The sequence below is a fragment of the Stenotrophomonas sp. Steno-Z2 genome (assembly GCF_056393235.1).
Map to the genome: position 1 here is coordinate 641,623 of NZ_JBWJOY010000002.1, position 22,861 is coordinate 664,483.

Below are 22,861 nucleotides of genomic sequence, written 5' to 3' on the forward strand. Positions count from 1 at the left end.
CGGTACGGCGCCCCATGTTCCCGATTCCCCCGGCCCCGGGCCTGTCCCTTCCGCCTGAAAACGACCGCTGCGGCATCGCCGTGCTCGCCGCCGCGCTGGACGAGCGCGACAGCTACACCGACCAGCACTGCGACCGCGTTTCGCTGCTGGCGCACGCGCTGGGCGAGCGTTGCGGACTGTCCGGCGCGCGGCTGGAGCAACTGGCGCTGGCCGCGCGCTTCCACGACGTCGGCAAGATCGGCATCCGCGACGACGTGCTGCTGCACCCCGGCCGCCTGGACGAAGCGCGCATGCGCAAGATGCGCACCCATCCCGAACGCGGCGCGCGGTTGTTCGCGGCCACCGGCCGCGACGATGCCGCCGCCGTGGCGCGGCTGATCCTGCACCACCACGAGGCATGGGACGGCAGCGGCTATCCGCACGGCCTGCAGGGCGAGGACATTCCGCTGGAGGCGCGCATCCTGGGCATCGTCGATGGCTACGACGCGCTGACCTCGCAGCGTCCCTACCGCGGGCCGCTGGATGCCGACGACGCCCTGGCCGTGCTCGACCGCGAAAAGCACCGGCGCATCGACGCACGGCTGTTCGGCGAGTTCCGCGGCCTGCTGCGCGGGCGCGCTTCGACGGCGCTCTGACCGGGCGCTATCGGCACGGAATCGCCGTACAGCGGCGCGGGCGGATGCCCCTGCGACAGGGTGCGGGCGAAAGCTGGTGTAGGCTCTCCCCCGGCAAGGCTGCAGAAGACGCGGACGGATGGCGGACAAGGAACGGTTGTTCGATCTGGCGAGCGAACGCGGCGTCCTCAGGACGGGAATCGCGGTCGGCTTCGTGATTTCGGCGCTGGGGATCGGCTTCGGGCTCGCGTCCGGATCGTTCTCGATCATGTTCGACGGCTTCTATTCGCTCGTCGACCTCGGCATGAGCGGCCTTTCGCTGATGGTCGTCAACCTCATCACCGCGCACGCGGTGTCGAGGGACCTGCCGCGCCGGCTGCGCGAGCGTTTTTCGATGGGGTTCTGGCACCTGGAGCCGATGGTGCTCGGCTTGAACGGGATCCTGCTGATGAGCGTCGCGCTGTACGCGCTGTTCAACGCGGTCAGCAGCCTTCTCGCCGGCGGCCGCGACCTGGCGTTCGGCGTCGCCATCGTCTACGCCGTGATCACCATCGTGCTCGGCGGCACCATCGCGCTGGTCGAGATACGCGCCAACCGGAAGATCGATTCGGATTTCGTCCGCCTCGACATATCGGGCTGGGTCATGTCCACGGGCATAACGGCCGCGCTGCTGGTGGCGTTCTGCATCGGCTACTTCATCCAGGGCACCCGCTACGCCTGGCTGTCGCCCTACGTCGACCCCGCCGTCCTCGCGCTGGTCTGCCTGGCCATCCTTCCTGTGCCGTTCGCTACCGTGCGGCGCGCGCTGTCGGACGTGCTGCTGATGACGCCCGACAGCCTCAGGGAGCATGTCGAGCAGGTCGCCGCGGCGTTCGTGGAAAAGCACGGGCTGGCGTCCTATCGCGCCTACACGGCGCGGGTGGGCCGCTCGAACGTCATCGAGCTGCATTTCATCGTGCGCGACGGCGACGACCGCGCAATGAGCGCATGGGACGCGCTGCGCGACGAGGTCGGCACGGCGATCGGCCAAGAGGGGCCACATCGATGGCTGACCGTGGTGTTCACCGGCGACACCCGGTGGGCCGAATAGGCTGCGCGGGCATGGATGCCGCGCGCTTCCACACCGTCGGCAGCATCGGCGTCCGCGACGACGTGCTGCCGCATCCCGACCCCGGCCGCGTTCGAGCGCAGCAAGCACCCGCGGCTTGATGCGCGGCGGGTCCCGGCGGCCTGGGCGCGCGCGCCGCCCCGGCGCTCACAGCACCGGCGACATCATCGCCACCGCGTTCTGCACCAGCCGCGTGGCGAACGACCAGGCATCGACCTGTTCGGCCGTCACCGGCACCGACACGGACAGGTATTTTTCCTGGCGCCGGCGGATCGCCGCGGTGACGCCCGCGTCGGCCAACAGCAGGCTGTTCTCGAAATTGAGTTCCAGGCTGCGCCGGTCGATGTTGGCCGAGCCCACCAGGCTGATGGCGCCATCGACGGTCAGCGACTTGGCGTGCAGCAGGCCCAGCGGATATTCGTGCACCTCCACGCCGCTGCGCAGCAGGTCGGCATAGGCGCTGCGGCTGGCCTGCCCGACCAGCCACGAATCGTTGCGGCGCGGGAGCAGCAGTTTCGTGCTTACCCCACGTCGCGGCGCGGCGCACAGCGCGCGCAGGATGGATTCGTCGGGCACGAAGTACGGCGTGGTGATCACCAGCTCGCGGCGCGCGGCGTAGAGGCAGGCCACGAACATGTCGGCCATGGCGTTGGGCCGCGTGATCGGGCCGGTCTCGAAGGCGGTGGCGACGCAGCCGCCATCGTGCCATTGCGGCGTGGCCGCGACCGCATAGCCGTCCAGCCCGGGCTCGCCGGTCTCCGGTATCCAGCCGCTGAGGAACAGGAACTGGACCTGCGCCACCACCGGGCCTTCGCAGCGCAGCAGCATGTCGATCCACGGCGCGCAGGCCGGCTTCACCCGGAACTCCGGATCGGCGCAGTTCTGGCTGCCGCAGTAGGCGATGCGGTTGTCGATCACCACGATCTTGCGGTGGTCGCGCAGGTCCATGCGGCTGAACGCCAGGTGCTGCAGGCGGTTGATGTCGTCCAGCGTCTTCAGCCGCTTCACCCCGGCCTGGCCCAGCTGTTTCCAGCGCGGTCCATCGATGAAGGCGCGCGAGCCCAGCGCATCGACCATCACCCGGCAGGCCACGCCGCGCCGCGCGGCGGCGGCCACCGCGTCGGCGACGCGGCCGCCGGCGCCGTCGTCCAGCCAGATGTAGAAGGCGATGTGCACGCTCTCGCGGGCCTGCCCGATGTCGGCCACCAGCGCGTCCAGCGCGTGGCGGCTGTCGTTCTCCGGCGCATCCGCGGGGCTGTCGGCGTCGCCCAGCAGCACTACGCGGTTGCCGCCGACCGCCGGCAGGCCATTGATGGAGCGCGCCAGTTCCAGCAGCGGCGCGGCGTTGTCTTCCACCGGCGCGGCCATGGGCAGCGTGGCGGTAGCGGCCGCCGCCCTGCCCATCCGCTGCAGCGCGCGCTCCACGCGGCGGAAGCGCGCGCGGCCGATGCTGGTTTCGCCCAGCAGCAGGTAGGCGACCATGCCCACCACCGGCGCCAGCATGACCACCGCCACCCACGCCGCGCGCGAGGCCGGGGCGCGGTTGGCGCGGGTCAGCGCACGCGCGGCGACCAGCAGGTGCGCGGCGAATACCAGGGCGGTGATGCCCAGCTGCAATGGCGCATGCGCTTCATCCATGCCGGCCCTGCGACCTCCCGTGTTGGACGGCCCGTGCCCGGGACGTTGCCGGATCAATACCACACTCCCCGGCCGCGCATGCCAGGCCCCCGGGCGCGGGCTTGCCGCATGGGGCCCATCGCGGAAGCCCGCATGCAGGCCCCTTCCACGGGCGGGCGCCTTCCCGCTGGACCTGCGTCCATCCCGGCCCAGGCGGCAGAAACAGCGACGCCCCCGGTGTTGGCCGGGGGCGTCGCCTGCTGCCGTCGACAGGCCGGGATGCCGGCCTGCGTCCGGGACCGGTTACCAGATCACCACGCGCTTGTCGTCGCCGCGCACCATCGCATCGCCCGCCTTGCACTGGAACGCGGCGGCGAAGGACGGCATGTTCGACGGCGCGCCGTTGGCGCGGAAGTTGGCCGGCGCGTGCGGGTCGGTGTTCAGGCGCACGCGCAGCTCGCCCTCGGTGAAGTTGCGGCGCCACACCGTGGCCCAGTTCATGAAGAAGCGCTGGTCCTGGCTGTAGCCATCGATGGCCACGTTCTTCGACGGGTCTTCCTTGAGCGCCATCTGCAGCGCGTCGTAGGCCACGGTCAGGCCGCCCAGGTCGCCGATGTTCTCGCCCAGGGTCAGCTTGCCCTTCACGTTCACGCCCGGCAGCGCCTCATAGCCGTCGAACTGCGCGACCAGCTGGTCGGTGCGGCCGTTGAAGGCGCTGCGGTCGGCGTCGGTCCACCAGTTGTCGAAGTTGCCGTTGGCGGCGAACTGGCTGCCCGAGTCGTCGTAGCCGTGCATCATCTCGTGGCCGATCACCGCGCCGATGCCGCCGTAGTTCAGCGCCGGGTCGGCCTTGGCGTCGAAGAACGGCGGCTGCAGGATCGCCGCCGGGAACACGATCTCGTTCTTGGTCGCGTTGTAGTAGGCGTTGACCGTCTGCGGGGTCATGCCCCACTCGGTCCTGTCCACCGGCTTGCCGATCTTGTCGAGCATGTAGCGGTAATTGAACGCGCGCGCGGCCTGCATGTTGCCCAGGTAGCTGTCGCCACTGGTAGCCAGGCCCGACCAGTCGCGCCACTTGTCCGGGTAGCCGATCTTCGGGGTGAAGCTGGCCCACTTCTCCAGCGCCTTCTTCCTGGTCTCCTCGCCCATCCACGGCAGGTTTTCCAGGCGCGTCTTCAGCGCCGCCGACAGGTTCTCCACCAGGTGCTGCATGGCCACCTTGGACTCGGCCGGGAACACCGCGTCCACGTACAGCTGGCCCAGCGCCTCGCCCATCGCGCCGTTCACCGATTCCAGCACGCGCTTCCAGCGCGGCTGCATTTCCTGCTGGCCGCGCAGGGTCTTGCTGAAGAAGTCGAAGTTGGCCTGCTCGAAGGCCTTGCTCAGGTACGGCGCGGCGTTGTCCACGGTGTGGAAGCGCAGGTAGGCCTGCCAGGTGGCGGCCGGCACGTCGGCCAGCATCTTGTCCACTTCGCCGAAGAAGCCCGGCTGCGCCAGCGAGAACTTGTCCTTGGCCGGCACCTTCAGCGTGTCGAACAGCGCGGTCCAGCTGAAGTTCGGGGTCTGCCTGTCGGCATCGGCGGCGCTGACCGGGTTGTAGCGCTTGGCCGGGTCGCGCAGCTCGATGCGCGACAGCGAGGCCTTGGCCAGGCGCGTTTCGAACTCCATCACCGCCCTGGCCTGCTCCTTCGCCTGTGCGGCGTCCACGCCGGACAGCGCCAGCATCTGTTCGATGTAGGCCACGTAGGCCTCGCGGATCTTGGCCTGCGATTCGTCGAAGTAATAGCCCTTCTCCGGCAGGCCCAGGCCGCCCTGGCCGACGTAGGCGATGACGTTGCCCGAGTCCTTGAAGTCGGGGCTGGCGTACAGCGAGAACAGGAAGCCCTGGCCCTGCGCATAGGCCTCGCGCAGGTAGCCGGCGATGGCGGCGGTGTCGTTCAGCGCGGCGATACGGTCCAGCTCCGGCTGCAGCGGCGTGATGCCGGCCGCCTCGATGGCGGCCTCGTCCGAACCGCTCTTCCAGATGTCGCCGATCTGCGCCTGCACCGTGCCGGCCTTGGCGTTGGCCGCGGCGGCCTGCTCGACCAGCGCGTGCTGCACTTCCAGCGAGCGCTCGCGCAGAATTTCGAAGCTGCCCCAGGTCACCTGGTCGCCCGGCACCGGGTTGGCCTTGAGCCACTTGCCGTTGACGAAGCCGTTGAGGTCGGTACAGGCCGACACGGCCGGGTCCAGGTCGGCGACGTTGAACGACACCGACGGCGTCTTGATCTGCGACAGGTCGAAGGCCGGCTTGGCCGCTTCGGTGGCAGGGGCTTCGGTCTTGCCGCAGGCCGCCAGCGAGGCGGCGATGGCGACGGTCAGGGACAACGGGACGAGCTTGGAAAGGGTCATGCGGATCTCCGGCCTTGCAGGGAACGCCGCGCCTGCGCGCGGCCAATCCCCGAGCGTAGGCGATGGCGCCGCGCCGCGGATAGGCCGAAGGTCATGCCCGCGCGCAACGCACCCGGCTGCCGCGCCGGGCCCGGGATCAGCCGCGGCGTGCCGCCTCGATCGTGGCGATGTCGATCTTGCGCATGTCCATCATCGCCTCGAACGCGCGTTTGGCCGCGGCCGGGTCGGGATCGGTGATCGCCGCGGTCAGCGCGCGTGGCGTGATCTGCCACGACAGCCCCCACTTGTCGCGGCACCAGCCGCAGGCGCTTTCCTCGCCGCCGTTGCCGACGATCGCATTCCACAGCCGGTCGGTCTCGGCCTGGTCGTCGGTCGCGACCTGGAACGAGAACGCCTCGCTGTGCTTGAACGCCGGGCCACCGTTCAGGCCCAGGCACGGGATGCCGAGCACGGTGAATTCCACCGTCAGCACATCGCCCTGCTTGCCGGCGGGATAGTCGCCGGGCGCGCGGTGCACGGCCAGCACGCGGCTGTCGGGAAACGTCTCGGCGTAGAAGGTGGCCGCCTCCAGGGCGGTACCGTCGTACCACAGGCAGATCGTGTTCCTGGGAATCATCGCGGTTTCCTCGCTCGCGGAAGAAAGCCGGCAGGCGACGCGCCCGGTGCCGGAACGCAGGATCGTAGCGCAGCGCCCGCGCGCGGCCCTCACTCCCCGTGCATGTGGCTGACGGCGCGGCGCTCAGCCTGCCCGCGCGCGCGGATCCGGCAGCAGCGCCGCCACCATGCCCAGCAGGGGCAGGAACGAGATCGCCTTGTAGACCCACACGATGCCGGTATGGTCGGCCAGCACGCCCAGCACCGCCGCGCCCAGCCCGCCCATGCCGAAGGCGAAGCCGAAGAACAGGCCGGACACGGTGCCGATGCGGTGCGGCATCAGTTCCTGCGCGTACACCAGGATGGCGGAGAACGCCGAGGACAGGACGAAACCGATGACCAGGGTCAGCAGCGTCGTCCATTCCAGGTTGGCGTAGGGCAGGATCAGCGCGAACGGCGCCACGCCCAGGATCGAGACCCAGATCACCGGCTTGCGGCCGATGCGGTCGCCCACCGGCCCGCCGATCAGGGTGCCGGCCGCCGACGCCAGCAGGAAACCGAACAGGTGCAGCTGCGCGCTCTGCACCGACACGTGGAATTTCTGCATCAGGTAGAACGTGTAGTAACTGCTCAGGCCGGCGATGTAGAAGTACTTGCTGAAGATCAGCACCAGCAGCACCGCGATCACCCAGGCCACGGTGCGCCTGGGCAGCAGCGGTCCGCTGCCGGCCACGCCCGCCTTCGGCGTGGCGGCGCTGACGGCCAGGTGTTGCTGGTACCAGCGGCCGACATAGGTCAGCAGGCCGATGCCGATCAGCGCCGCGCCCCCGAACCAGGCCACGCTGCGCTGGCCGTTGGGCGCGATCACCGCCGCCGCCAGCAGCGGGCCGATGGCGGTGCCGGCGTTGCCGCCGAGCTGGAACACCGACTGCGACAGGCCATGGCGCCCGCCCGAGGCCAGCCGCGCGATGCGCGAGGACTCGGGATGGAAGACCGCCGAGCCGATGCCCACCAGCATCGCCGCCACCAGCACCGTGGCGAAGTTCGGCGCATAGGCCAGCAGCAGCAGGCCGCACAGGGTCGAGGTCATGCCCATCGGCAGCGAATACGGCGCCGGGCGGCGATCGGTGCGCAGGCCGATCAGCGGCTGGAACAGCGAGGCGGTGAGCTGGTAGGTCAGGGTGATCAGGCCGATCTGGGCGAAGCTCAGCTGGAACTGGCCCTTGAAGATCGGATACAGCGCCAGGATCAGCGACTGCATCATGTCGTTGACCAGGTGCGAACTGCTGATCGCGGCCAGCACGCCCACCGCCACCGGGCGGCGCGCGGTCGTGGAGGAAGCGGCAGCGGGAACGGCGGAGGACATGGCGGTACCGGGCAGTGGGGAGCGGCGCGCATGGTAAAGTCGCCGGCCACGCCCTTCCTGCGCGATATGGTCATGCACCCTCTCGAAAAGGACAGTGGCAGCCGCCGCGGGCGGCGCCTGCCGCTGCCCGCCGGCCCGGAGACGGCGGTGTACTGCAAGGCCCGCGACTACGCGCCCGGCACGCTGATCCCGCTGCACCACCACCCCGACCGCCACCAGCTGGTGTACGCCGAGAGCGGCGTGCTGGTCGTGCGCGCCGGCATGGGCCGCTGGGTGGTGCCCAGCACGCGCGCGATCTGGATACCGGCCGGCACCGGCCACGTGGTGCACTGCATCGGCCTGGTGCGCATGCGCAGCCTCTATGTCACGCCTGCCGCCATGCCGCAGGCGCCGGCCGGCGCCTCGGCGGTGTCGGTCACGCCGCTGCTGGCGGCGCTGATCCGCGCCGCGGCCGGCGTCGCGCAGCCCTACGTCGAGGACTCGCGCGACGGCCGCCTGATGCGCCTGATCCTGGACGAGATGCAGACCCTGCCGGTGCTGCCGCTGCACCTGCCCGAACCGGCCGACCCGCGCCTGCGCGCGATCGGCCGGCGGCTGGAGCGACAGCCGGACGACGCTTCCACCCTGCAGGACTGGGCCGCGCGCCTGCAGGTGGATGCAAAGACCATCCAGCGCCTGTGCGCGCGCGAACTGGGCATGACCTTCGGCCAGTGGCGGCAGCAGGCGCGGCTGCTGCGCGCGTTGGAACGGCTGGCGGTCGGCGAGAAGGTCATCGACGTGGCGCTGGCGCTGGGCTACGAAAGCCCCAGCGCGTTCGCCACCATGTTCAAGCGCCGCTTCGGGCTGACGCCGAGCCGGTTCTTCCGCTGAGCGCGCGCCTGCTCAGCCTGGCCGCACCAAGGCACCAAGTTCGCGTTCCAGCAGGGCCGGATCGGCGGCGTTGAGTTCGATCACGCGACGCAGCGCGGTGATGCTGTCCAGGTCGATCTCGTCGCAGCGCAGCCCGACGTTGCGCCCTTCCACATGCATCACGGTGGCCTGCATGCGGATGGGCGTGTCTTCGGACAGATCGACCTGCAGCTGGCAGCGCTCGTCCCGCCGGCAGTCGCCGCCGGCGTCCACCTCGAACAGCGCGCCCTTCAGCGATACATCGTGCACCTGCCCGACATGCACGCTGCCATCGGCGCGGACCAGCCGGGCCGGTGAATGGAAGGGGGCACGCCAGAAATGGCGTCGTTCCGTGGACGTGTTCATGCGGTTCCCCTGTGCGTTGATGGAAGCCGGCCGCATCGCCGTGGCCGAAGCATAGCCCGGCAGGCAGGCACACCGGCGCGGCGGCGCCACCCGCCCCTCGGGCCCTTGGTCGCTCCGTGCGGAAGACAGGCGCTCCGCACATTCGTTCGAACCGCCGGCGCGTCGGGCCATGGGGGGGGCGACACACACTGCGAGGCGGTGTTGTCACGAACGTGCCTGCGTGGCATCGGCATCTGCCACGACGCCATCGCGATGCACTGACGGCTTTCGCTGCGGCGCGGCCACCTTCGTCCCCCGCAGGCGGGCCGGGGAGCCGTGCGATCGTGTTTACCGCGCCCGCCGCACCCACGGCGCCAGCACGCCCAGCCAGCGCGCCTGCCAGGCCAGGACGAACGCCACCGACAGCGCCGAAACCGCCAGCGCCATCACCCAGACCAGCGCCGCCATGCTCGGGTGGTCCGCCCCCAGGCACAGCCCCAGCCCCGCCACCAGCGCCAGCCAGCCGGGCAGGCGCAGGCTGCGGGCCTCGGCCGGCGACAGCGCGCGGCCCCAGGCCTGCCGCGCATGCACGTCCATGCCCAGCGCCAGCCAGCCCATGCCGGCCAGGCAGGCGGCCAGTGCGGCGGCCAGCAGCCAGCCCGCGTGCGTCGGGTCATGCATGGGCGGCCTCCACGTCTTCGGCGGCATCGCGGCTGCACGCGCCGGCACGGCGGCCGAGCCGGCGCGCGCTGGCCGCGGCGATGACGGCCACGACCAGCAGCGCCAGATCCAGCCCGGCCACCGGCCAGTAGCCGGCACCCAGGGTGCGCAGCAGGTGGTCGCCGGTGGTGATCCAGTTCAACAGCACCGCCAGCGGCGCCAGCACGGCAATGGCCCAGGCCTGCTCGCGCCAGGCCGGGTTGGGCAGGCCGCGGGCCACCGGCCCGCTGCGCCAGGCCGCGTGCAGCAGCGACAGCAGCCAGGCGCCCCAGAACGCATGGCGTTCCCAGTCGCCGCGCGCCGGCAGCGCTTCGGGCAGCAGGCGGTTGGCCACCAGCATGCCCAGCACCGCCACCCCCATGCCGGCCACCGTGGCGACGGCCAGCGCATCGACCACGCGCGCGCCTTGGCTGCCCAGCGTGGCGTGCTGGCGCTTGCGCTTCTCGACGAAGAACACGAAGCCGGTGGCGATGCAGGCGCAGCCCGCCAGGCCGCCGAACACGTACAGCCAGCGCAGCAGCCAGTGGCGGAAATGCTGCAGGTGCAGGCCGGTGAGGAACTCGCTGACGCGGCCGACCGCCGTGGCCGGCGGGTCCTCGCGCAGCAGTTGCCCGGTGGACGCCTTGAAGTGGACGCCCTGCCCGACCAGCGCGATGCGGTCGGTGCCGGCGCGGTAGACGCTGACGTAGCCGTTGGCGTCGCCGACATGCTGCAGCACCAGGAAACCGACGTCGCCGGCCATGCCCCGCGCTTCCCAGCGCCGCTGCGCCTGCGCCACCATCGCATCGACGTTGGCCAGCCCGGCCGGCACCCCGGCGCGGCCGTGCGGCAGGCCGAGCTCCTGCGCTTCGTGCTTCTCGTGCAGCTCGTGCAGTTCGTGCAGCTGGGTGTGGCCGATCGGGAAGTAGTAGGTGCTGGCGAAGATCACCAGCCCGGTGAAGGCGAAGAAGAAGTGGAACGGCAGCGCCACCACGCCGGTGAGGTTGTGCAGGTCCAGCACGCTGCGCAGCCGTGCCTTGCCGGGACGGAAGGTGAACAGTTCGCGGAACAGCTTGCGGTGCATGACCACGCCGCTGACCAGCGCGGCCAGCATCACCAGCGCCGAGAAACCGACGATCCAGAAACCCAGGTTCTTCCAGTCCAGGGTCAGGCTGTAATGCAGCGGGTAGAAGAAGCCGCTGCCGATCTTCAGCTGGTCGTTGGGCAGCACCCGGCCGTCACGCGGGTCGATGGTGGCCTCGGCCAGCAGGAGTTCCTCCGGATTCTTCGCCCCCGGCACCTGGTAGCCGGCGTACAGCGCCAGCACCGGGTCGCGATGGGTGGTGTAGGCGCTCCAGTAGGCGATGCTGTCGTAATGCGCCGGCATCGGCCCGTCCACCCGCGGCCGCATCGCCTCGATCGACGCCGGCAGCGGCTGCATGCGCTCGAACGCCGGCCGCAGCACCTTCTCGAAGGACGGCATCGGCTGCGGCTCGAAGCGGCTGGAGGGAATCGCCCAGCGGTCGATCTCGCGGTCGAACACCGACAGCGCGCCGAAGAAGAACGCGGCCATCAGCACGAAGCCCAGCACCAGGCCGAACCATGTATGCAGCCAGGCCATGGCCTGGCGGAAACTCTGGAACACGATGGATTCTCCCTGTCGCATGCCGGCTCAGGCCACGCTGGCCTGGAGCAGCGACGCGGCCGCGGCCAGCAGCGCGCCGCCACCGAGCAGTGCAAGCCAGATCATCGCCGGCCGCCGCCGGCTGGCGACGATGTAGAGGAACAGCGCCAGGAACAGCAGCAGCCCCAGCGCGCTGGCGAGGAACTCGGCGTCGTGGAATTCCATGCCGGCCTTGAACAGCACGGCCATGGCGGCGGCGATGAAGCCCCAGGTGAAGGCGTAGCCGCCGAGTACGGCGGCGGCCAGCCGCGCAGCGAGCTGCAGGCGTCGCTGGCGGACCGGGCGGGCGATGGCGGGGTTGCGGGACATGGCGTCGGGCGGGTCTCTGCGTGGTGGGTGGGCGCTCAGAAACGCCAGTCCAGGCTGAGCGTGTAGTTGCGCGGCGCGCCGTAATAGCCGCTGTAGCGCAGGGTGTTGATGTACTTCTCGCCGGTGATGTTGTTGACGTTGAGCTGCAGCGTGGCGTTGGGCAGGAAGTCCCAGGCGGCGAACGCGTTGAACACCGCATGGCTGTCCTGGCGCACGCGATGGCCGCTGGATTCCACGTTGGAGATCACGCTCTGCCAGCGCCCGCCCAGGCCCAGCGTCAGCGCCTGGTACGTGGGCAGGCGACCGCTGAGCAGCAGGTTGGCGGTGCGCCGCGGCACCCACGAATAGGTGTCGCTGCCGTTGAGGCCATCCAGCTTCAGCGCGGTGTAGCCGAGCACCACGTCCAGGTTGTCGCCGAGCCTGCCGGCCGCCTCCAGCTCGATGCCTCTGGACTGCACGTCCACCGGCGCGTAGATCGACTGGCCGTACTGGTTGTACTGGCCGGTGGGCGTGGCCAGCCCGTTCTGGTCGGCCTTGAACACCGCCAGCGTGGTCAGCAGGCGCTTGTCCAGCCAGTCGGCCTTGAGGCCGGCTTCGTAGTTCACGCCCTTGCTGGCATCGAGATAGCGGTCGTTGGCGTCGACCTGGTCCTGCGGCTGGTAGATGTCCGAATAACTGACATAGCCGAGCACGTGCTCGTTGAAGTCGAAGGTCAGCCCGCCATAGGGGCTGGTGTGGCTGCTGGTCTGGTCGAAGTCGAGCGCGTACGAGCGGCCGTCGCGACGGTACTGCGCGTAATTGGCGCCGACGATGGCCTTCAGGCGGTCGCTCAGCGCGATGCGGGCAGCGCCGTAGGCGCGCTTCAGGCGCTGGTTCAGCAGCGAATACTGCGAGGCATCGCCCCAGCCTGGCTCGGGGATGGCATCGGGCGCATACGGGAATGCCGGCAACGCGCCCCAGGCGGGCGAGGACGGATCGGCGCTGCGTTCCCAGCTGTTCGATTCGCTGCGGGCCAGGCTGGCGCCGAGCATGGCTTCCTGGTCGCGGCCGAACAGCGGGAAGTGGCCAGTGAGCGTCACCGCGCCCAGGTGGCTGGTGGCCTTGTCGCTGCCGCCCCACGGATAGCCGACCAGGCCCAGGCCGGTGGCCGGGTCCAGCCCGGCGCCCGAGGCATCGTAGGCGAAGAACATCTTCTGGTCGCCGGTGGCGCGGCGGTAGTTGTACGAAGCCTTCAGCTGCCAGTCCCCGCCGAGCCGGTGGGTGTATTCGGCGAAGGCGTTGCCGGTGGTGGTGTTCCAGTAGGTCCAGTCCTGCGTGGTCGAGGCGCTGGTCGGCCATTCGGCCTGCGTGCCGTCGCTGTTCATGAACACCAGCGCGCCCCACATGATGCCGTCGGACTTCGCCCGCTGGTACGAGTAGCCCAGGGTCAGGGTGCCGTTCTCGCCGATCTGGCCGTCGACCACGCCGTAGAGGTAATTGCGGTCGTTCCGGTTGGCACGCAGCCAGGAATCGCCGTCCTCGTGCGCGGCCACCACGCGCCCGGCCCAGCGGCCGTCGTCGGTGAACGGCGTCGAATAGTCCAGCTCGGCGCGGCGGGTGCTCCAGGAGCCATAGCTGATGCCGAACGTGCCCCGGGCGTCGTTCGTCGGGCGCTTGCGCACGTAGTTGATGGTGCCGGCGGCATTGCCGACCCCGGTGAGCAGGCCGTTGGCGCCGCGGATCACCTCCACCTTGTCGTAGCCGAAGGTGTCAGTGGCGCCGGTGGCCACGCCCCAGCCGTTGGGCAGGCCGACGCCGTCGATCTGGGTATTGAGGATGTCGAAGCCGCGCGCGCTGTAGCTGGTGCGGTTGGTCTCCCACTCGTCCACCTGGATGCCGGTGGCCAGCTTCAGCGCCGCGTTGACGCTGTGGGCGCCGAACTGGCGCATCTGCTCGCCGTTCACCACGCTGATCGACTGCGGGGTGTCCTTGATCGCCAGGTCGAGGTTGGTGGCACCGCTGCTGACGCGCCCGGCGCGGTGGGCCACGACCAACACGGCGTCCAGTTCGGTGGCGCTGGCAGCGCCGTCGTCCCCGCCCGGCTCGGCGGCCAGGGTCGCCAGGGGGGCGCCGGTCAGAACGGCGCCGATGGCCAGGATCAACGGGCGGGAAGAAAGCTTGGAGGGCATGGGGGGAAGAGCCTTGAGGAGGGCGGGGCGGAATGCCTCGCTACTGAGAATCATTATTAGATGATAACGATTCTCGATTTTCAAGAAATCCTTCACCGCTCTCCCCGGCCCGCGGTACGCGCAAACGAAAACACCCGGCCGGGGCCGGGTGTGTCGGTGCAGCGCGAAGGCAGGGCGGGTTACTTCGCCTTGCCCTGGTTGGCCACGGCCTCGGCCGCCTTCTTCGCCGCTTCCGGGTCGCCCAGGTAGCGGAACGACTGCACGCTCAGGTCCTCGTTCAACTCAAACAGCAGCGGGATGCCGGTGGGGATGTTGAGTTCCAGGATCTCCTCGCGGCTCACGTTGTTGAGGTACTTGTACAGCGCGCGCAGCGAGTTGCCGTGGGCGGTGACCAGCACGGTCCGGCCCTCTTTCAGCTGCGGGGCAATGGCGTCGTGCCAGTAAGGCAGCACGCGGTCCAGGGTGGTGGCCAGCGATTCGGTGGCCGGCAGCGCGTTGCGGTCCAGGCCGGCGTAGCGGCGGTCGTGGATCGGGTGGCCCGGGTCTTCAAGGTCCATCGGCGGCGGCGGGATGTCGTAGGAACGGCGCCATACCTTGACCTGCTCCTCGCCGTGCCTGGCGGCGGTCTCGGCCTTGTCCAGGCCCTGCAGGCCGCCGTAGTGGCGCTCGTTGAGGCGCCAGGACTTGTTCACCGGCAGCCAGTCCTGGCCCAGTTCGGCCAGCGCGCCCTGCAGGGTATGGATGGCGCGCTTGAGCACCGAGGTATGGGCGACGTCGAACTGCAGCCCTTCCTCCTTCATCAGCCGGCCGGCGGCGGCGGCTTCGCGGCGGCCCTGCTCGGTCAGGTCCACGTCCACCCAGCCGGTGAAACGGTTGTCGAGGTTCCACTGGCTCTGGCCATGGCGCAACAGCACGAGTTTGCGGGTCACTGCGAAAGTCTCCGGGTCGAGGGGAAGGAACCGGACGATTGTAGCCGCATCCCTTCGCGCGCCCGCCTGCACTGCGCGCCCACGGCCGAAGTGGCAGGCTGGCCGCATGCGCTTCCAGCCTCCCGCCGACATCGCCCCCGCCACCCTGGCCGAGCTGCGCCGCCAGCAGGTCGAACTGGCCGCGCGCGTGCAGCTGGACGACCGCCTGTCCGCCCTGCCGGCGCGCGTGGCCGGGGTGGACAGCGGCTTCGAGGACGAGGGCCGCACCACCCGCTCGGTGGCGGTGCGGGTCGACGGCGCCAGCCTGCAGCCCGTGGAATCGACACTGGCGCGCCTGCCCACCGCCCTGCCCTACATCCCCGGCCTGCTCAGCTTCCGCGAACTGCCGGCGGTGCTGCAGGCCCTGCAGCAGTTGCAGGAAGCGCCGCAGCTGGTGCTGGTCGACGGCCACGGCATCGCCCACCCGCGCGGGCTCGGCATCGCCGCGCACCTCGGCGTGCTGACCGGCCTGCCCAGCATCGGCGTGGGCAAGAGCCGGCTGGTCGGCGACTACACCGAACCCGGACCGGACCGCGGCGACCACACGCCGCTGTTCCACCGGGGCCGCCAGGTCGGCTGGGTGCTGCGCAGCAGGCCGCGCTGCAATCCGCTGTTCATCTCGCCGGGCAACCACGTCTCGGTGGAGGCCTGCCTGCCGCTGGTGCTGGCCTGCCTCACCCGCTACCGCCTGCCCGAGCCCACGCGCCTGGCCGACCGCATCGCCTCGCGCCGCGACGGCGGCGGCTGATTCCATCGCAGCAACAGTCCGTTACGGCGCGGCCGCCGGCAAACGCGCGCGGCGCGTGCCATCCTGCCCGTCCCCGTACCGGAGCCCCGCCATGACCACGATCATCAGCCCCCGCGTCCACGACCTCGGCGGTTTCCAGGTGCGCCGCGCGGTGCCGACGCTGCAGGCGCGCAGCGTCGGGCCGTTCGTGTTCGTCGACCACATGGGCCCGGCGATATTCGCGCCCGGCCAGGGCATCGACGTGCGCCCGCACCCGCACATCGGCCTGGCGACGGTCACCTTCCTGTGGTCCGGCGCCATCGGCCACCGCGACACGCTGGGCTCGGAACAGGTCATCCGCCCCGGCGACGTCAACTGGATGACCGCCGGCCGCGGCATCGCCCATTCCGAGCGCACGCCGCCGCCCGAACGCGAGCACGACCACCCGCTGCACGGCATGCAGACCTGGGTGGCGCTGCCGAAGGCGCACGAGGAAACCGCGCCCGAGTTCCATCATTTCAGCGCGGCGCAGCTGCCGCAGCAGCGCCGCGGCGGCGCCTGGCTGCGGGTGATCGCCGGCCGCGCCTATGGCGAGGAATCGCCGGTGCGGGTGTTCGCCGACACCCTCAACGTCGCCATCGACCTGGAACCGGGCGCGGAGATCGACCTGGACACCTCGCACGTGGAGCGCTCGCTCTATGTGCTGGAGGGCGAAGCCCAGCTCGACGGCGTGGACATCCCGGTCCAGCACCTGGTGATCCCCGAGCCGGGCGCGCGCGGGCGCCTGCGCGCCAAGACCCCGCTCAAGGCGATGCTGATGGGCGGCGAGCCGCTCGATGGCCCGCGCCACCTGTGGTGGAACTTCGTCTCCAGCTCGAAGGAACGCATCGAGCAGGCCAAGGACGACTGGCGCGAAGGCCGCTTCGGCACCATTCCCGGCGACGACAAGGAGTTCATCCCGCTGCCGGGATGAGGCGCCGGTTAACGTTTTCGATACGCCGCCGTCACGGTTCTTGGTTATGTTCCCCCTGCCCATTCCGGGCCATTGCGGGGAGTGAACGATGAGCATGGGGAAGCGACTGGCGGCCGAGTTCCTCGGCACCTTCTGGCTGGTGCTGGGCGGCTGCGGCAGCGCCGTGCTGGCGGCCAAGTTCGGCGGTGACGGCAATCCACTGGGTATCGGTTTCCACGGTGTCGCGCTGGCCTTCGGCCTGACCGTGCTGACCGGCGCCTATGCGTTCGGGCATGTCTCCGGCGCGCACTTCAACCCGGCCGTGAGCCTGGGCCTGTGGGCCGGCGGCCGCTTCGCCGGCAAGGACCTGGTGCCCTACATCGTGGCGCAGGTGCTGGGCGGCATCCTGGCCGCCTTCATCCTGCTGCAGATCGCGCAGGGCCAGGCCGGTTTCGCCATCGATGGCAGCCAGGCCGGCGCCTTCGCCAGCAACGGCTACGGCGCGCTGTCGCCGGGCGGCTACAGCGTGGCCGCCGCGTTCCTGTGCGAAGTGGTGATGACCGCCATGTTCCTGGTGGTGATCATGGGCGCCACCCACGGCAAGGCGCCGGCGGGCTTCGCGCCGATCGCGATCGGCCTGGCGCTGACCCTGATCCACCTGATCAGCATCCCGGTCACCAACACCTCGGTGAACCCGGCGCGCTCGACCGCGGTGGCGCTGTTTGCCGGCCCCGGCGCGATCGGCCAGCTGTGGCTGTTCTGGGTGGCGCCGTTCCTGGGCGCGCTGATCGGCGGCCTGGCCTACAAGTGGGTGGGCAGCGACCAGCGCTGACCTTCCCCGCGGCATGCACGCGTGACGGCCCCCGCACGGGGGCCGTCGCGTTTTCCGCCGCCGGCGGTTTGCCGCGGCCGGCGCTTTTGTAATACCGTGGAAACACAGCTGGCGCGCAACGGGGACGCGCGCATCGGGCAGGGGCAACACCGCCCGCAGGTGTGATCCATTCCAGACAGTCAACATTGCCGCCGGCCCGCCGTGGCCGACGTTCCGGGGGAATGCATGCTGAAACACGTCCGTATCGTTGCCTGTGCGCTGCTGCTGGCCGGCAGCGCCACCGCGTCCGCGCAGCAGGCCGGGCAATGCCCGCTGCTGCCGTCCAACAGCGGCCTGCAGTGGCAGGAGCAGGCCCAGAGCGACTTCATCGTCTGCAAGGCCACCACCGGCGACGGCCGCACCGTGCTGAACGTGATGCTGACCGCGCGCGACCCGGCGCTGACCCTGGCCCGCGCCCTGCGCGCCGAGAAGGGCAGCTTCGCCGGCCAGGAGCTGTACTGGTACAGGCTGGACATGGGCGGGCGCGACCTGCCCGGGCTGGAAGCGCGGCGCATCACCACCGTCAAGCTGGCCAGGAACCGCTACGCGCAGATCTGGATAGACGCCGGCGACGTCGGCGAACTGGCCAGCCTGCAGCAGCTGACCGGCACCCTGGACGACGCCACCGCCACTTTCGCCGGGAAGTAGGCGCTCCGGCCTGGGCGTGGCAGCGGTCGCAGCCCTGGTCCGTGATTCCGCCGCTGCGGCCAACGCCGCCGCGGGGCGCAGGCCGGAATGCAGCCGGCCTGCGCGGCGGCGTCAGAAGCGCCCTTCCTGGTAGTCGATGAAGGCCTGCATCAGCTGCTCGCGGGTGTTCATCACGAACGGCCCGTGGCGCGCCACCGGTTCGCGCAGCGGGCGCCCGGCCACCACGATCAGGCGCGCGCCCTCCGCGCCGGCCTGCAGGCGCAGCCCGCGGCCACCGCCCAGCACCGCCAGTTCCTGCCGCGCCACCTCGCGCGCGGTGTCGCCGCCGCCCAGGGTCAGCCCGCCCTCGAACACGTAGGCGAAGGCGTTGTGGCCGTCCGGCAGTTCGTGGGACCAGCTGCGGCCCGGCGCCAGTTCCACGTCCAGGTACAGCGGGTCGGTGGCCGGCTGCACGATCGGGCCGAGGACCTCGCCCACCTGCCCGGCGATCACCTTGACGGTCACGCCCTCGGCCGGCGTGGCCTGCGGAATGCGGTCCGGGGCGAATTCCTGGTACTTCGGTTCGGTCATCTTGTCGCGCGCCGGCAGGTTCACCCACAACTGGAAGCCGCGCATGCGCCCGGACTCCTGCTCGGGCATCTCCGAATGCACCAGGCCGCGGCCGGCGGTCATCCACTGCACGCTGCCGGGCGTGAGCAGGCCTTCGTTGCCGTGGTTGTCGCGGTGGCGCATGCGCCCGTCGAGCATGTAGGTGACGGTCTCGAAGCCGCGGTGCGGGTGCTCGGGGAAGCCGGCGATATAGTCCTCGGCGCGGTCGGTGCCGAATTCGTCGAGCATCAGGAACGGGTCCAGGTCGGGCAGCGCCGGGGTGCCGATGACCCGGGTCAGGCGCACGCCGGCGCCGTCGGACGTGGGCATGCCGCGGATGCCGCGCAGCACGCGCGCGAGGTTCTGGTCGCTCATGGTCAAGCCTCCCTTAGCAATGCCCGGACAATGGGCGCCAGGCGCGGCCGCGCCAATCGCCACCGCCGCAACCGATCGTTCCAGCCCCGGCGTTAGCGGCGCGTCGCGCGCCGGCCATGCGCCGGCGGGACGACGGCCTAAGACCAAAGTCGCACGCCTCCGGGGCCGCCGGAGCGTTGACCCCCGGCCGCGTCGGGAGGACTCTTGCAACGGTCTTCCCGCGAGGTGACTCGATGAAAGGTTTCTCCAAGGCCGGCTGGGCGCTGCTGTCCCTGATCGGCGCGTTCTGCCTGGGTGTCGTGGCGCTGCGCCGCGGCGAACACATCAACGCATTGTGGATCGTGGCCGCGGCGGTCTCGCTGTACCTGGTCGCGTTCCGCTACTACGGGCTGTTCATCGCCAACAAGGTGCTGGGCGTGGACCCGACCCGCGCCACCCCGGCGGTGATCCACAACGACGGCCTGGACTACGTGCCGACCAACAAGCACGTGCTGTTCGGCCACCACTTCGCGGCGATCGCCGGCGCCGGCCCGCTGGTGGGCCCGGTGCTGGCCGCGCAGATGGGCTACCTGCCCGGCACGCTGTGGCTGATCGCCGGCGTGGTGCTGGCCGGCGCGGTGCAGGACTTCATGATCCTGTTCATCTCCAGCCGCCGCAACGGCCGTTCGCTCGGCGACCTGGTGCGCGAGGAAATGGGGCCGGTGCCCGGCACCATCGCCCTGTTCGGCGTGTTCATGATCATGATCATCATCCTCGCGGTGCTGGCGATGATCGTGGTCAAGGCGCTGGCCGACAGCCCGTGGGGCATGTTCACCGTCATCGCGACCATGCCCATCGCCATCCTGATGGGCCTGTACATGCGCTACATCCGCCCGGGCAAAATCGGCGAGATCTCCATCGTCGGCCTGGTCCTGCTGCTGGCGGCGATCTGGTACGGCGGCAAGGTCGCCGCCGACCCGGTGCTGGGGCCGATGTTCACCTTCACCGGCGTGCAGATCACCTGGATGCTGATCGGCTACGGCTTCGTCGCCGCGGTGCTGCCGGTGTGGCTGCTGCTGGCCCCGCGCGACTACCTGTCCACCTTCCTCAAGATCGGCACCATCGTCGGCCTGGCGATCGGCATCCTGATCGTGATGCCGGAACTGAAGATGCCAGCGCTGACCCAGTTCACCGACGGCAGCGGCCCGGTGTGGAAGGGCGGCATGTTCCCGTTCCTGTTCATCACCATCGCCTGCGGCGCGGTGTCCGGCTTCCATGCGCTGATTTCCTCCGGCACCACGCCCAAGCTGCTGGCCAACGAAGGCCACGCCGCCTACATCGGCTACGGCGGCATGCTGATGGAATCGTTCGTGGCGATCATGGCCATGGTCGCGGCCTCGATCATCGAGCCGGGCATCTACTTCGCCATGAACAGCCCGGCGGCGGTGATCGGCACCGACGTGGCCAACGCCGCGCAGGTGGTGAGCAGCTGGGGCTTCACCATCTCGCCCGAGCAGCTGACCGCCACCGCCGCCGAGATCGGCGAGAACACCATCCTCTCGCGCGCCGGCGGCGCGCCGACGCTGGCGGTGGGCATCGCGCAGATCCTGCACGCGGTGCTGCCGGGCGACGGCATGATGGCGTTCTGGTACCACTTCGCCATCCTGTTCGAGGCGCTGTTCATCCTCACCGCGGTCGATGCCGGCACCCGCTCGGGCCGCTTCATGCTGCAGGACCTGCTCGGCAACTTCGTGCCGGCGCTGCGCCGCACCGATTCGTGGGTGGCCAGCTTCATCGCCACCGGCGGCTGCGTCGCGCTGTGGGGCTACTTCCTGTACCAGGGCGTGACCGACCCGCTGGGCGGCATCAACATGCTGTGGCCGCTGTTCGGCATCGCCAACCAGATGCTGGCCGGCGTCGCCCTGCTGCTGTGCGCGGTGGTGCTGTTCAAGGCCAAGAAGGAGAAGTACGCCTGGGTGCCGGTGCTGCCGGCACTGTGGCTGCTGGTGTGCACCACCGCCGCCGGCTTCATCAAGATCTTCTCCAGCGAGCCGGCGGTGGGCTTCATGGCGCAGGCCCACAAGTACCGCGACGCCATCGCCGCGGGCAACCTGCTGCCGCCGTCCAAGGACTTCGGGCAGATGCACCAGGTGATGGTCAACAACTACATCAACGCCGGCCTCACCGCGCTGTTCCTGTTCGTGGTGTTCGCGGTGCTGGTGTATTCGGTCAAAACCATCGCCGCGGCGCGCCGCTCGCCGGTGCGCACCGACCATGAAACGCCGTACGTGGCGCTCAAGCCGCACGAGGTGGACCTGTAATGGGCACCGCCCTGGTCCCCGCCGGCCAGCACCAGGCGTTCCGCCGCACCTGGCGGCGCCTGGTGCAGACCGCGCGGCTGTGCTGCGGCGTGCCGGACTACGACAACTACGTGCGGCACATGCGCGAAAAGCACCCCGAGCGCGAGGTCATGGACTACAAAACCTTCTTCCGCGAGCGGCAGGAGGCGCGCTTCGGCGGCGGCAAGGGATTCCGCTGCTGCTGAGCCGGCGACGGTGCAGGAACGCAGAAGGCCGCCGAAAGGCGGCCTTCCCGTATCGGAAACCTGCTTCATGTAGATGCGGGGCACGCCCCGGCATCTACCCAGGCAGGTGGCCGGGGATATAGCCCCGACCTGCGGCAGCGGCGCTACGCGCCGGCCATCCACTTGAGCATCAGCCCGGTCATGTAGGCGATGACCGTGCCGGTCGCGTAGCCCACGGTGCCCAGCAGCACGCCCACCGGCGCCAGCGTCGGGTGGAACGCGGCGGCGACCACCGGCGCCGAGGCCGCCGCGCCGATGTTGCCCTGCGAGCCGATGGCGAAGAAGAACAGCGGCGTGCGCAACAGCCGCCCGACCAGGTACAGCAGGCCGATGTGCACGCCCATCCAGATCACGCCCAGCAGGAACAGCCACGGCCGGTCGACCAGCGACAGCAGGTCCATCTGCATGCCGATGCAGGCGATCAGGAAGTACAGGAACAGCGTGCCGATCTTCGACGCGCCGGCCGCCTCCAGGTTGCGCGCGCGGGTGAAGCTCAGCAGCAGGCCGGCGACGGTGGACAGCATCACCACCCAGACGAAGGCCGAATCCAGCGACGCGCGGCTCGCCCAGGCGACGTTGGCGCCGAACCAGCTCGCCAGCGGCGTCGCCAGGGCATGCGCCAGGCCGACCACGCCCAGGCCGACGCCGACGATCACCATCAGGTCGGTCAGGCTGGGATTGCGCGCGCTCCTGGCTTCGTACTCGGCGATGCGGCGCTTCATGTCGTCGATGGCCGAGGTGTCGGCGCCGGTGCGCGCGTCGATGACCTGCGAGCGCCCCGCCAGCCACAGCAGCACCGCCATCCACAGGCTGGCGCAGGCCACGTCCACCACCGCGAACTGGCCGAAGGTGGTCGCATCGACGTTGAAGGTCTCGCGCATGGCGGCCATGTTGGCGCCGCCGCCGATCCAGCTGCCGGCCAGCGCGGCCATGCCGGCCCAGGTATCGCCTGCCACCGTTTCCGGATGGACCAGCTTCATGATCTGGAACGACAGCGCGGCACCCAGCACGATGCCGACGGTGCCGGTGACGAACATGATCAGCAGCTTGGGGCCGAGCCGGGCGATGCCCTTCAGGTCGATGGACAGGGTCAGCAGCACCAGCGCGGCCGGCAGCAGCACGTCGCGGGCGATGGGGTTGTAGAGCTTGGTGCCGTGGCCGTCGATCAGGCCGGCGGTGTTGTAGATGGCCGGGACGAAATAGCACAGCAGCAGGGCGGGTACCCAGGCGAAGACTTTCTTCCAGAACGGGGTCGGCCCGCTGGCCAGCCAGAAGATCAGGGCCAGCGTGGCGGCGATCAAGCCAAGGCCGACGATGTCGTTGGTGATGAGGGCGGTACTGCTTTCGGTCGGCATAGGGCCAGTTCCTGTCGATCGAAGGGAAACA

Annotated in this window: 21 protein-coding genes; 9 read left to right on the plus strand and 12 right to left on the minus strand. The window is 70.2% G+C overall.

The genetic code is table 11. The features are described 5' to 3' along the window. The first annotated feature begins 14 nt into the window (after positions 1-14). Both AC06FP_RS08025 and AC06FP_RS08030 read left to right on the plus strand, forming a co-directional pair. Positions 15-635, plus strand: a complete 621-nt coding sequence (locus AC06FP_RS08025; protein WP_478075133.1) for an HD-GYP domain-containing protein — start codon at positions 15-17, stop codon at positions 633-635. A 118-nt stretch (positions 636-753) separates the two neighbouring features. Further along, positions 754-1,704 carry a cation diffusion facilitator family transporter gene (locus tag AC06FP_RS08030; RefSeq protein ID WP_478075134.1) on the plus strand — a complete coding sequence of 317 codons (951 nt, stop codon included), beginning with the start codon at positions 754-756 and terminating at the stop codon, positions 1,702-1,704. Between the two features lie 165 nt (positions 1,705-1,869). Here the strand turns inward: AC06FP_RS08030 and cls are convergent, their stop codons facing one another. From cls to AC06FP_RS08050, 4 genes are all read right to left on the minus strand, one after another. Then, positions 1,870-3,360, minus strand: coding sequence for a cardiolipin synthase (gene cls / locus AC06FP_RS08035; protein WP_478075135.1), 1,491 nt, complete (start codon positions 3,358-3,360; stop codon positions 1,870-1,872). A 282-nt stretch (positions 3,361-3,642) separates the two neighbouring features. After that, positions 3,643-5,730, minus strand: a complete 2,088-nt coding sequence (locus AC06FP_RS08040; protein ID WP_456118501.1) for a M13 family metallopeptidase — start codon at positions 5,728-5,730, stop codon at positions 3,643-3,645. A 136-nt stretch (positions 5,731-5,866) separates the two neighbouring features. Beyond that, the gene (locus tag AC06FP_RS08045; RefSeq protein ID WP_478075136.1) at positions 5,867-6,346 is read right to left on the minus strand and encodes a VOC family protein; all 480 of its coding nucleotides are present in this window, start codon (positions 6,344-6,346) and stop codon (positions 5,867-5,869) included. 123 nt (positions 6,347-6,469) lie between these two features. Then, the gene (locus tag AC06FP_RS08050; RefSeq protein ID WP_456118499.1) at positions 6,470-7,690 is read right to left on the minus strand and encodes an MFS transporter; all 1,221 of its coding nucleotides are present in this window, start codon (positions 7,688-7,690) and stop codon (positions 6,470-6,472) included. Between the two features lie 72 nt (positions 7,691-7,762). Here AC06FP_RS08050 and AC06FP_RS08055 point away from each other — a divergent pair, with 72 nt between their 5' ends. Then, positions 7,763-8,560 carry an AraC family transcriptional regulator gene (locus tag AC06FP_RS08055; RefSeq protein WP_456118498.1) on the plus strand — a complete coding sequence of 266 codons (798 nt, stop codon included), beginning with the start codon at positions 7,763-7,765 and terminating at the stop codon, positions 8,558-8,560. Positions 8,561-8,572: 12 nt separating this feature from the next. Here AC06FP_RS08055 and AC06FP_RS08060 read toward each other — a convergent pair whose 3' ends face one another. From AC06FP_RS08060 to gpmA, 6 genes are all read right to left on the minus strand, one after another. After that, a complete protein-coding gene (locus tag AC06FP_RS08060; protein WP_478075137.1) occupies positions 8,573-8,944 on the minus strand; it encodes a PilZ domain-containing protein in 372 nt (123 codons plus the stop codon). Positions 8,945-9,271: 327 nt separating this feature from the next. After that, entirely contained in the window at positions 9,272-9,604 is a 333-nt protein-coding gene (locus tag AC06FP_RS08065; RefSeq protein WP_478075138.1) for a DUF3325 domain-containing protein, read from the minus strand. Further along, entirely contained in the window at positions 9,597-11,288 is a 1,692-nt protein-coding gene (locus AC06FP_RS08070) for a PepSY-associated TM helix domain-containing protein (RefSeq protein WP_478075139.1), read from the minus strand. Before AC06FP_RS08070 ends, AC06FP_RS08065 begins: the two co-directional genes overlap by 8 nt. A gap of 6 nt (positions 11,289-11,294) precedes the next feature. Next, positions 11,295-11,615 (minus strand): iron uptake protein, encoded by a 321-nt coding sequence (locus tag AC06FP_RS08075; protein ID WP_478075140.1) that lies wholly within the window; start codon positions 11,613-11,615, stop codon positions 11,295-11,297. A gap of 35 nt (positions 11,616-11,650) precedes the next feature. Beyond that, positions 11,651-13,783 (minus strand): TonB-dependent siderophore receptor, encoded by a 2,133-nt coding sequence (locus AC06FP_RS08080; protein WP_478075141.1) that lies wholly within the window; start codon positions 13,781-13,783, stop codon positions 11,651-11,653. 179 nt (positions 13,784-13,962) lie between these two features. Next, complete coding sequence (gene gpmA, locus AC06FP_RS08085) at positions 13,963-14,712, minus strand: 2,3-diphosphoglycerate-dependent phosphoglycerate mutase (protein WP_478075142.1); 750 nt, start codon at positions 14,710-14,712, stop codon at positions 13,963-13,965. Positions 14,713-14,818: 106 nt separating this feature from the next. Here gpmA and nfi point away from each other — a divergent pair, with 106 nt between their 5' ends. From nfi to AC06FP_RS08105, 4 genes are all read left to right on the plus strand, one after another. Next, the gene (gene nfi, locus AC06FP_RS08090) at positions 14,819-15,499 is read left to right on the plus strand and encodes a deoxyribonuclease V (protein WP_478075143.1); all 681 of its coding nucleotides are present in this window, start codon (positions 14,819-14,821) and stop codon (positions 15,497-15,499) included. Positions 15,500-15,590: 91 nt separating this feature from the next. Next, the gene (locus AC06FP_RS08095; protein ID WP_456118490.1) at positions 15,591-16,451 is read left to right on the plus strand and encodes a pirin family protein; all 861 of its coding nucleotides are present in this window, start codon (positions 15,591-15,593) and stop codon (positions 16,449-16,451) included. Between the two features lie 88 nt (positions 16,452-16,539). After that, positions 16,540-17,262, plus strand: a complete 723-nt coding sequence (aqpZ, locus tag AC06FP_RS08100) for an aquaporin Z (protein ID WP_478075144.1) — start codon at positions 16,540-16,542, stop codon at positions 17,260-17,262. Between the two features lie 225 nt (positions 17,263-17,487). After that, complete coding sequence (locus tag AC06FP_RS08105; protein WP_456118488.1) at positions 17,488-17,949, plus strand: hypothetical protein; 462 nt, start codon at positions 17,488-17,490, stop codon at positions 17,947-17,949. A gap of 111 nt (positions 17,950-18,060) precedes the next feature. Here the strand turns inward: AC06FP_RS08105 and AC06FP_RS08110 are convergent, their stop codons facing one another. Next, entirely contained in the window at positions 18,061-18,912 is an 852-nt protein-coding gene (locus AC06FP_RS08110) for a pirin family protein (protein WP_478075145.1), read from the minus strand. Between the two features lie 233 nt (positions 18,913-19,145). On the opposite strand from AC06FP_RS08110, the gene AC06FP_RS08115 reads away from it, so the two are divergent. Both AC06FP_RS08115 and AC06FP_RS08120 read left to right on the plus strand, forming a co-directional pair. Then, positions 19,146-21,212 (plus strand): carbon starvation CstA family protein, encoded by a 2,067-nt coding sequence (locus AC06FP_RS08115; RefSeq protein ID WP_456118486.1) that lies wholly within the window; start codon positions 19,146-19,148, stop codon positions 21,210-21,212. Further along, complete coding sequence (locus tag AC06FP_RS08120) at positions 21,212-21,436, plus strand: YbdD/YjiX family protein (protein ID WP_054664081.1); 225 nt, start codon at positions 21,212-21,214, stop codon at positions 21,434-21,436. The genes AC06FP_RS08115 and AC06FP_RS08120 overlap by 1 nt, the downstream gene beginning before the upstream one ends. 143 nt (positions 21,437-21,579) lie before the next feature. Here AC06FP_RS08120 and AC06FP_RS08125 read toward each other — a convergent pair whose 3' ends face one another. Continuing rightward, on the minus strand, positions 21,580-22,830 hold the full coding sequence (locus AC06FP_RS08125; protein ID WP_478075146.1) for a DUF819 family protein: 1,251 nt from the start codon (positions 22,828-22,830) through the stop codon (positions 21,580-21,582). Positions 22,831-22,861: the final 31 nt, after the last annotated feature.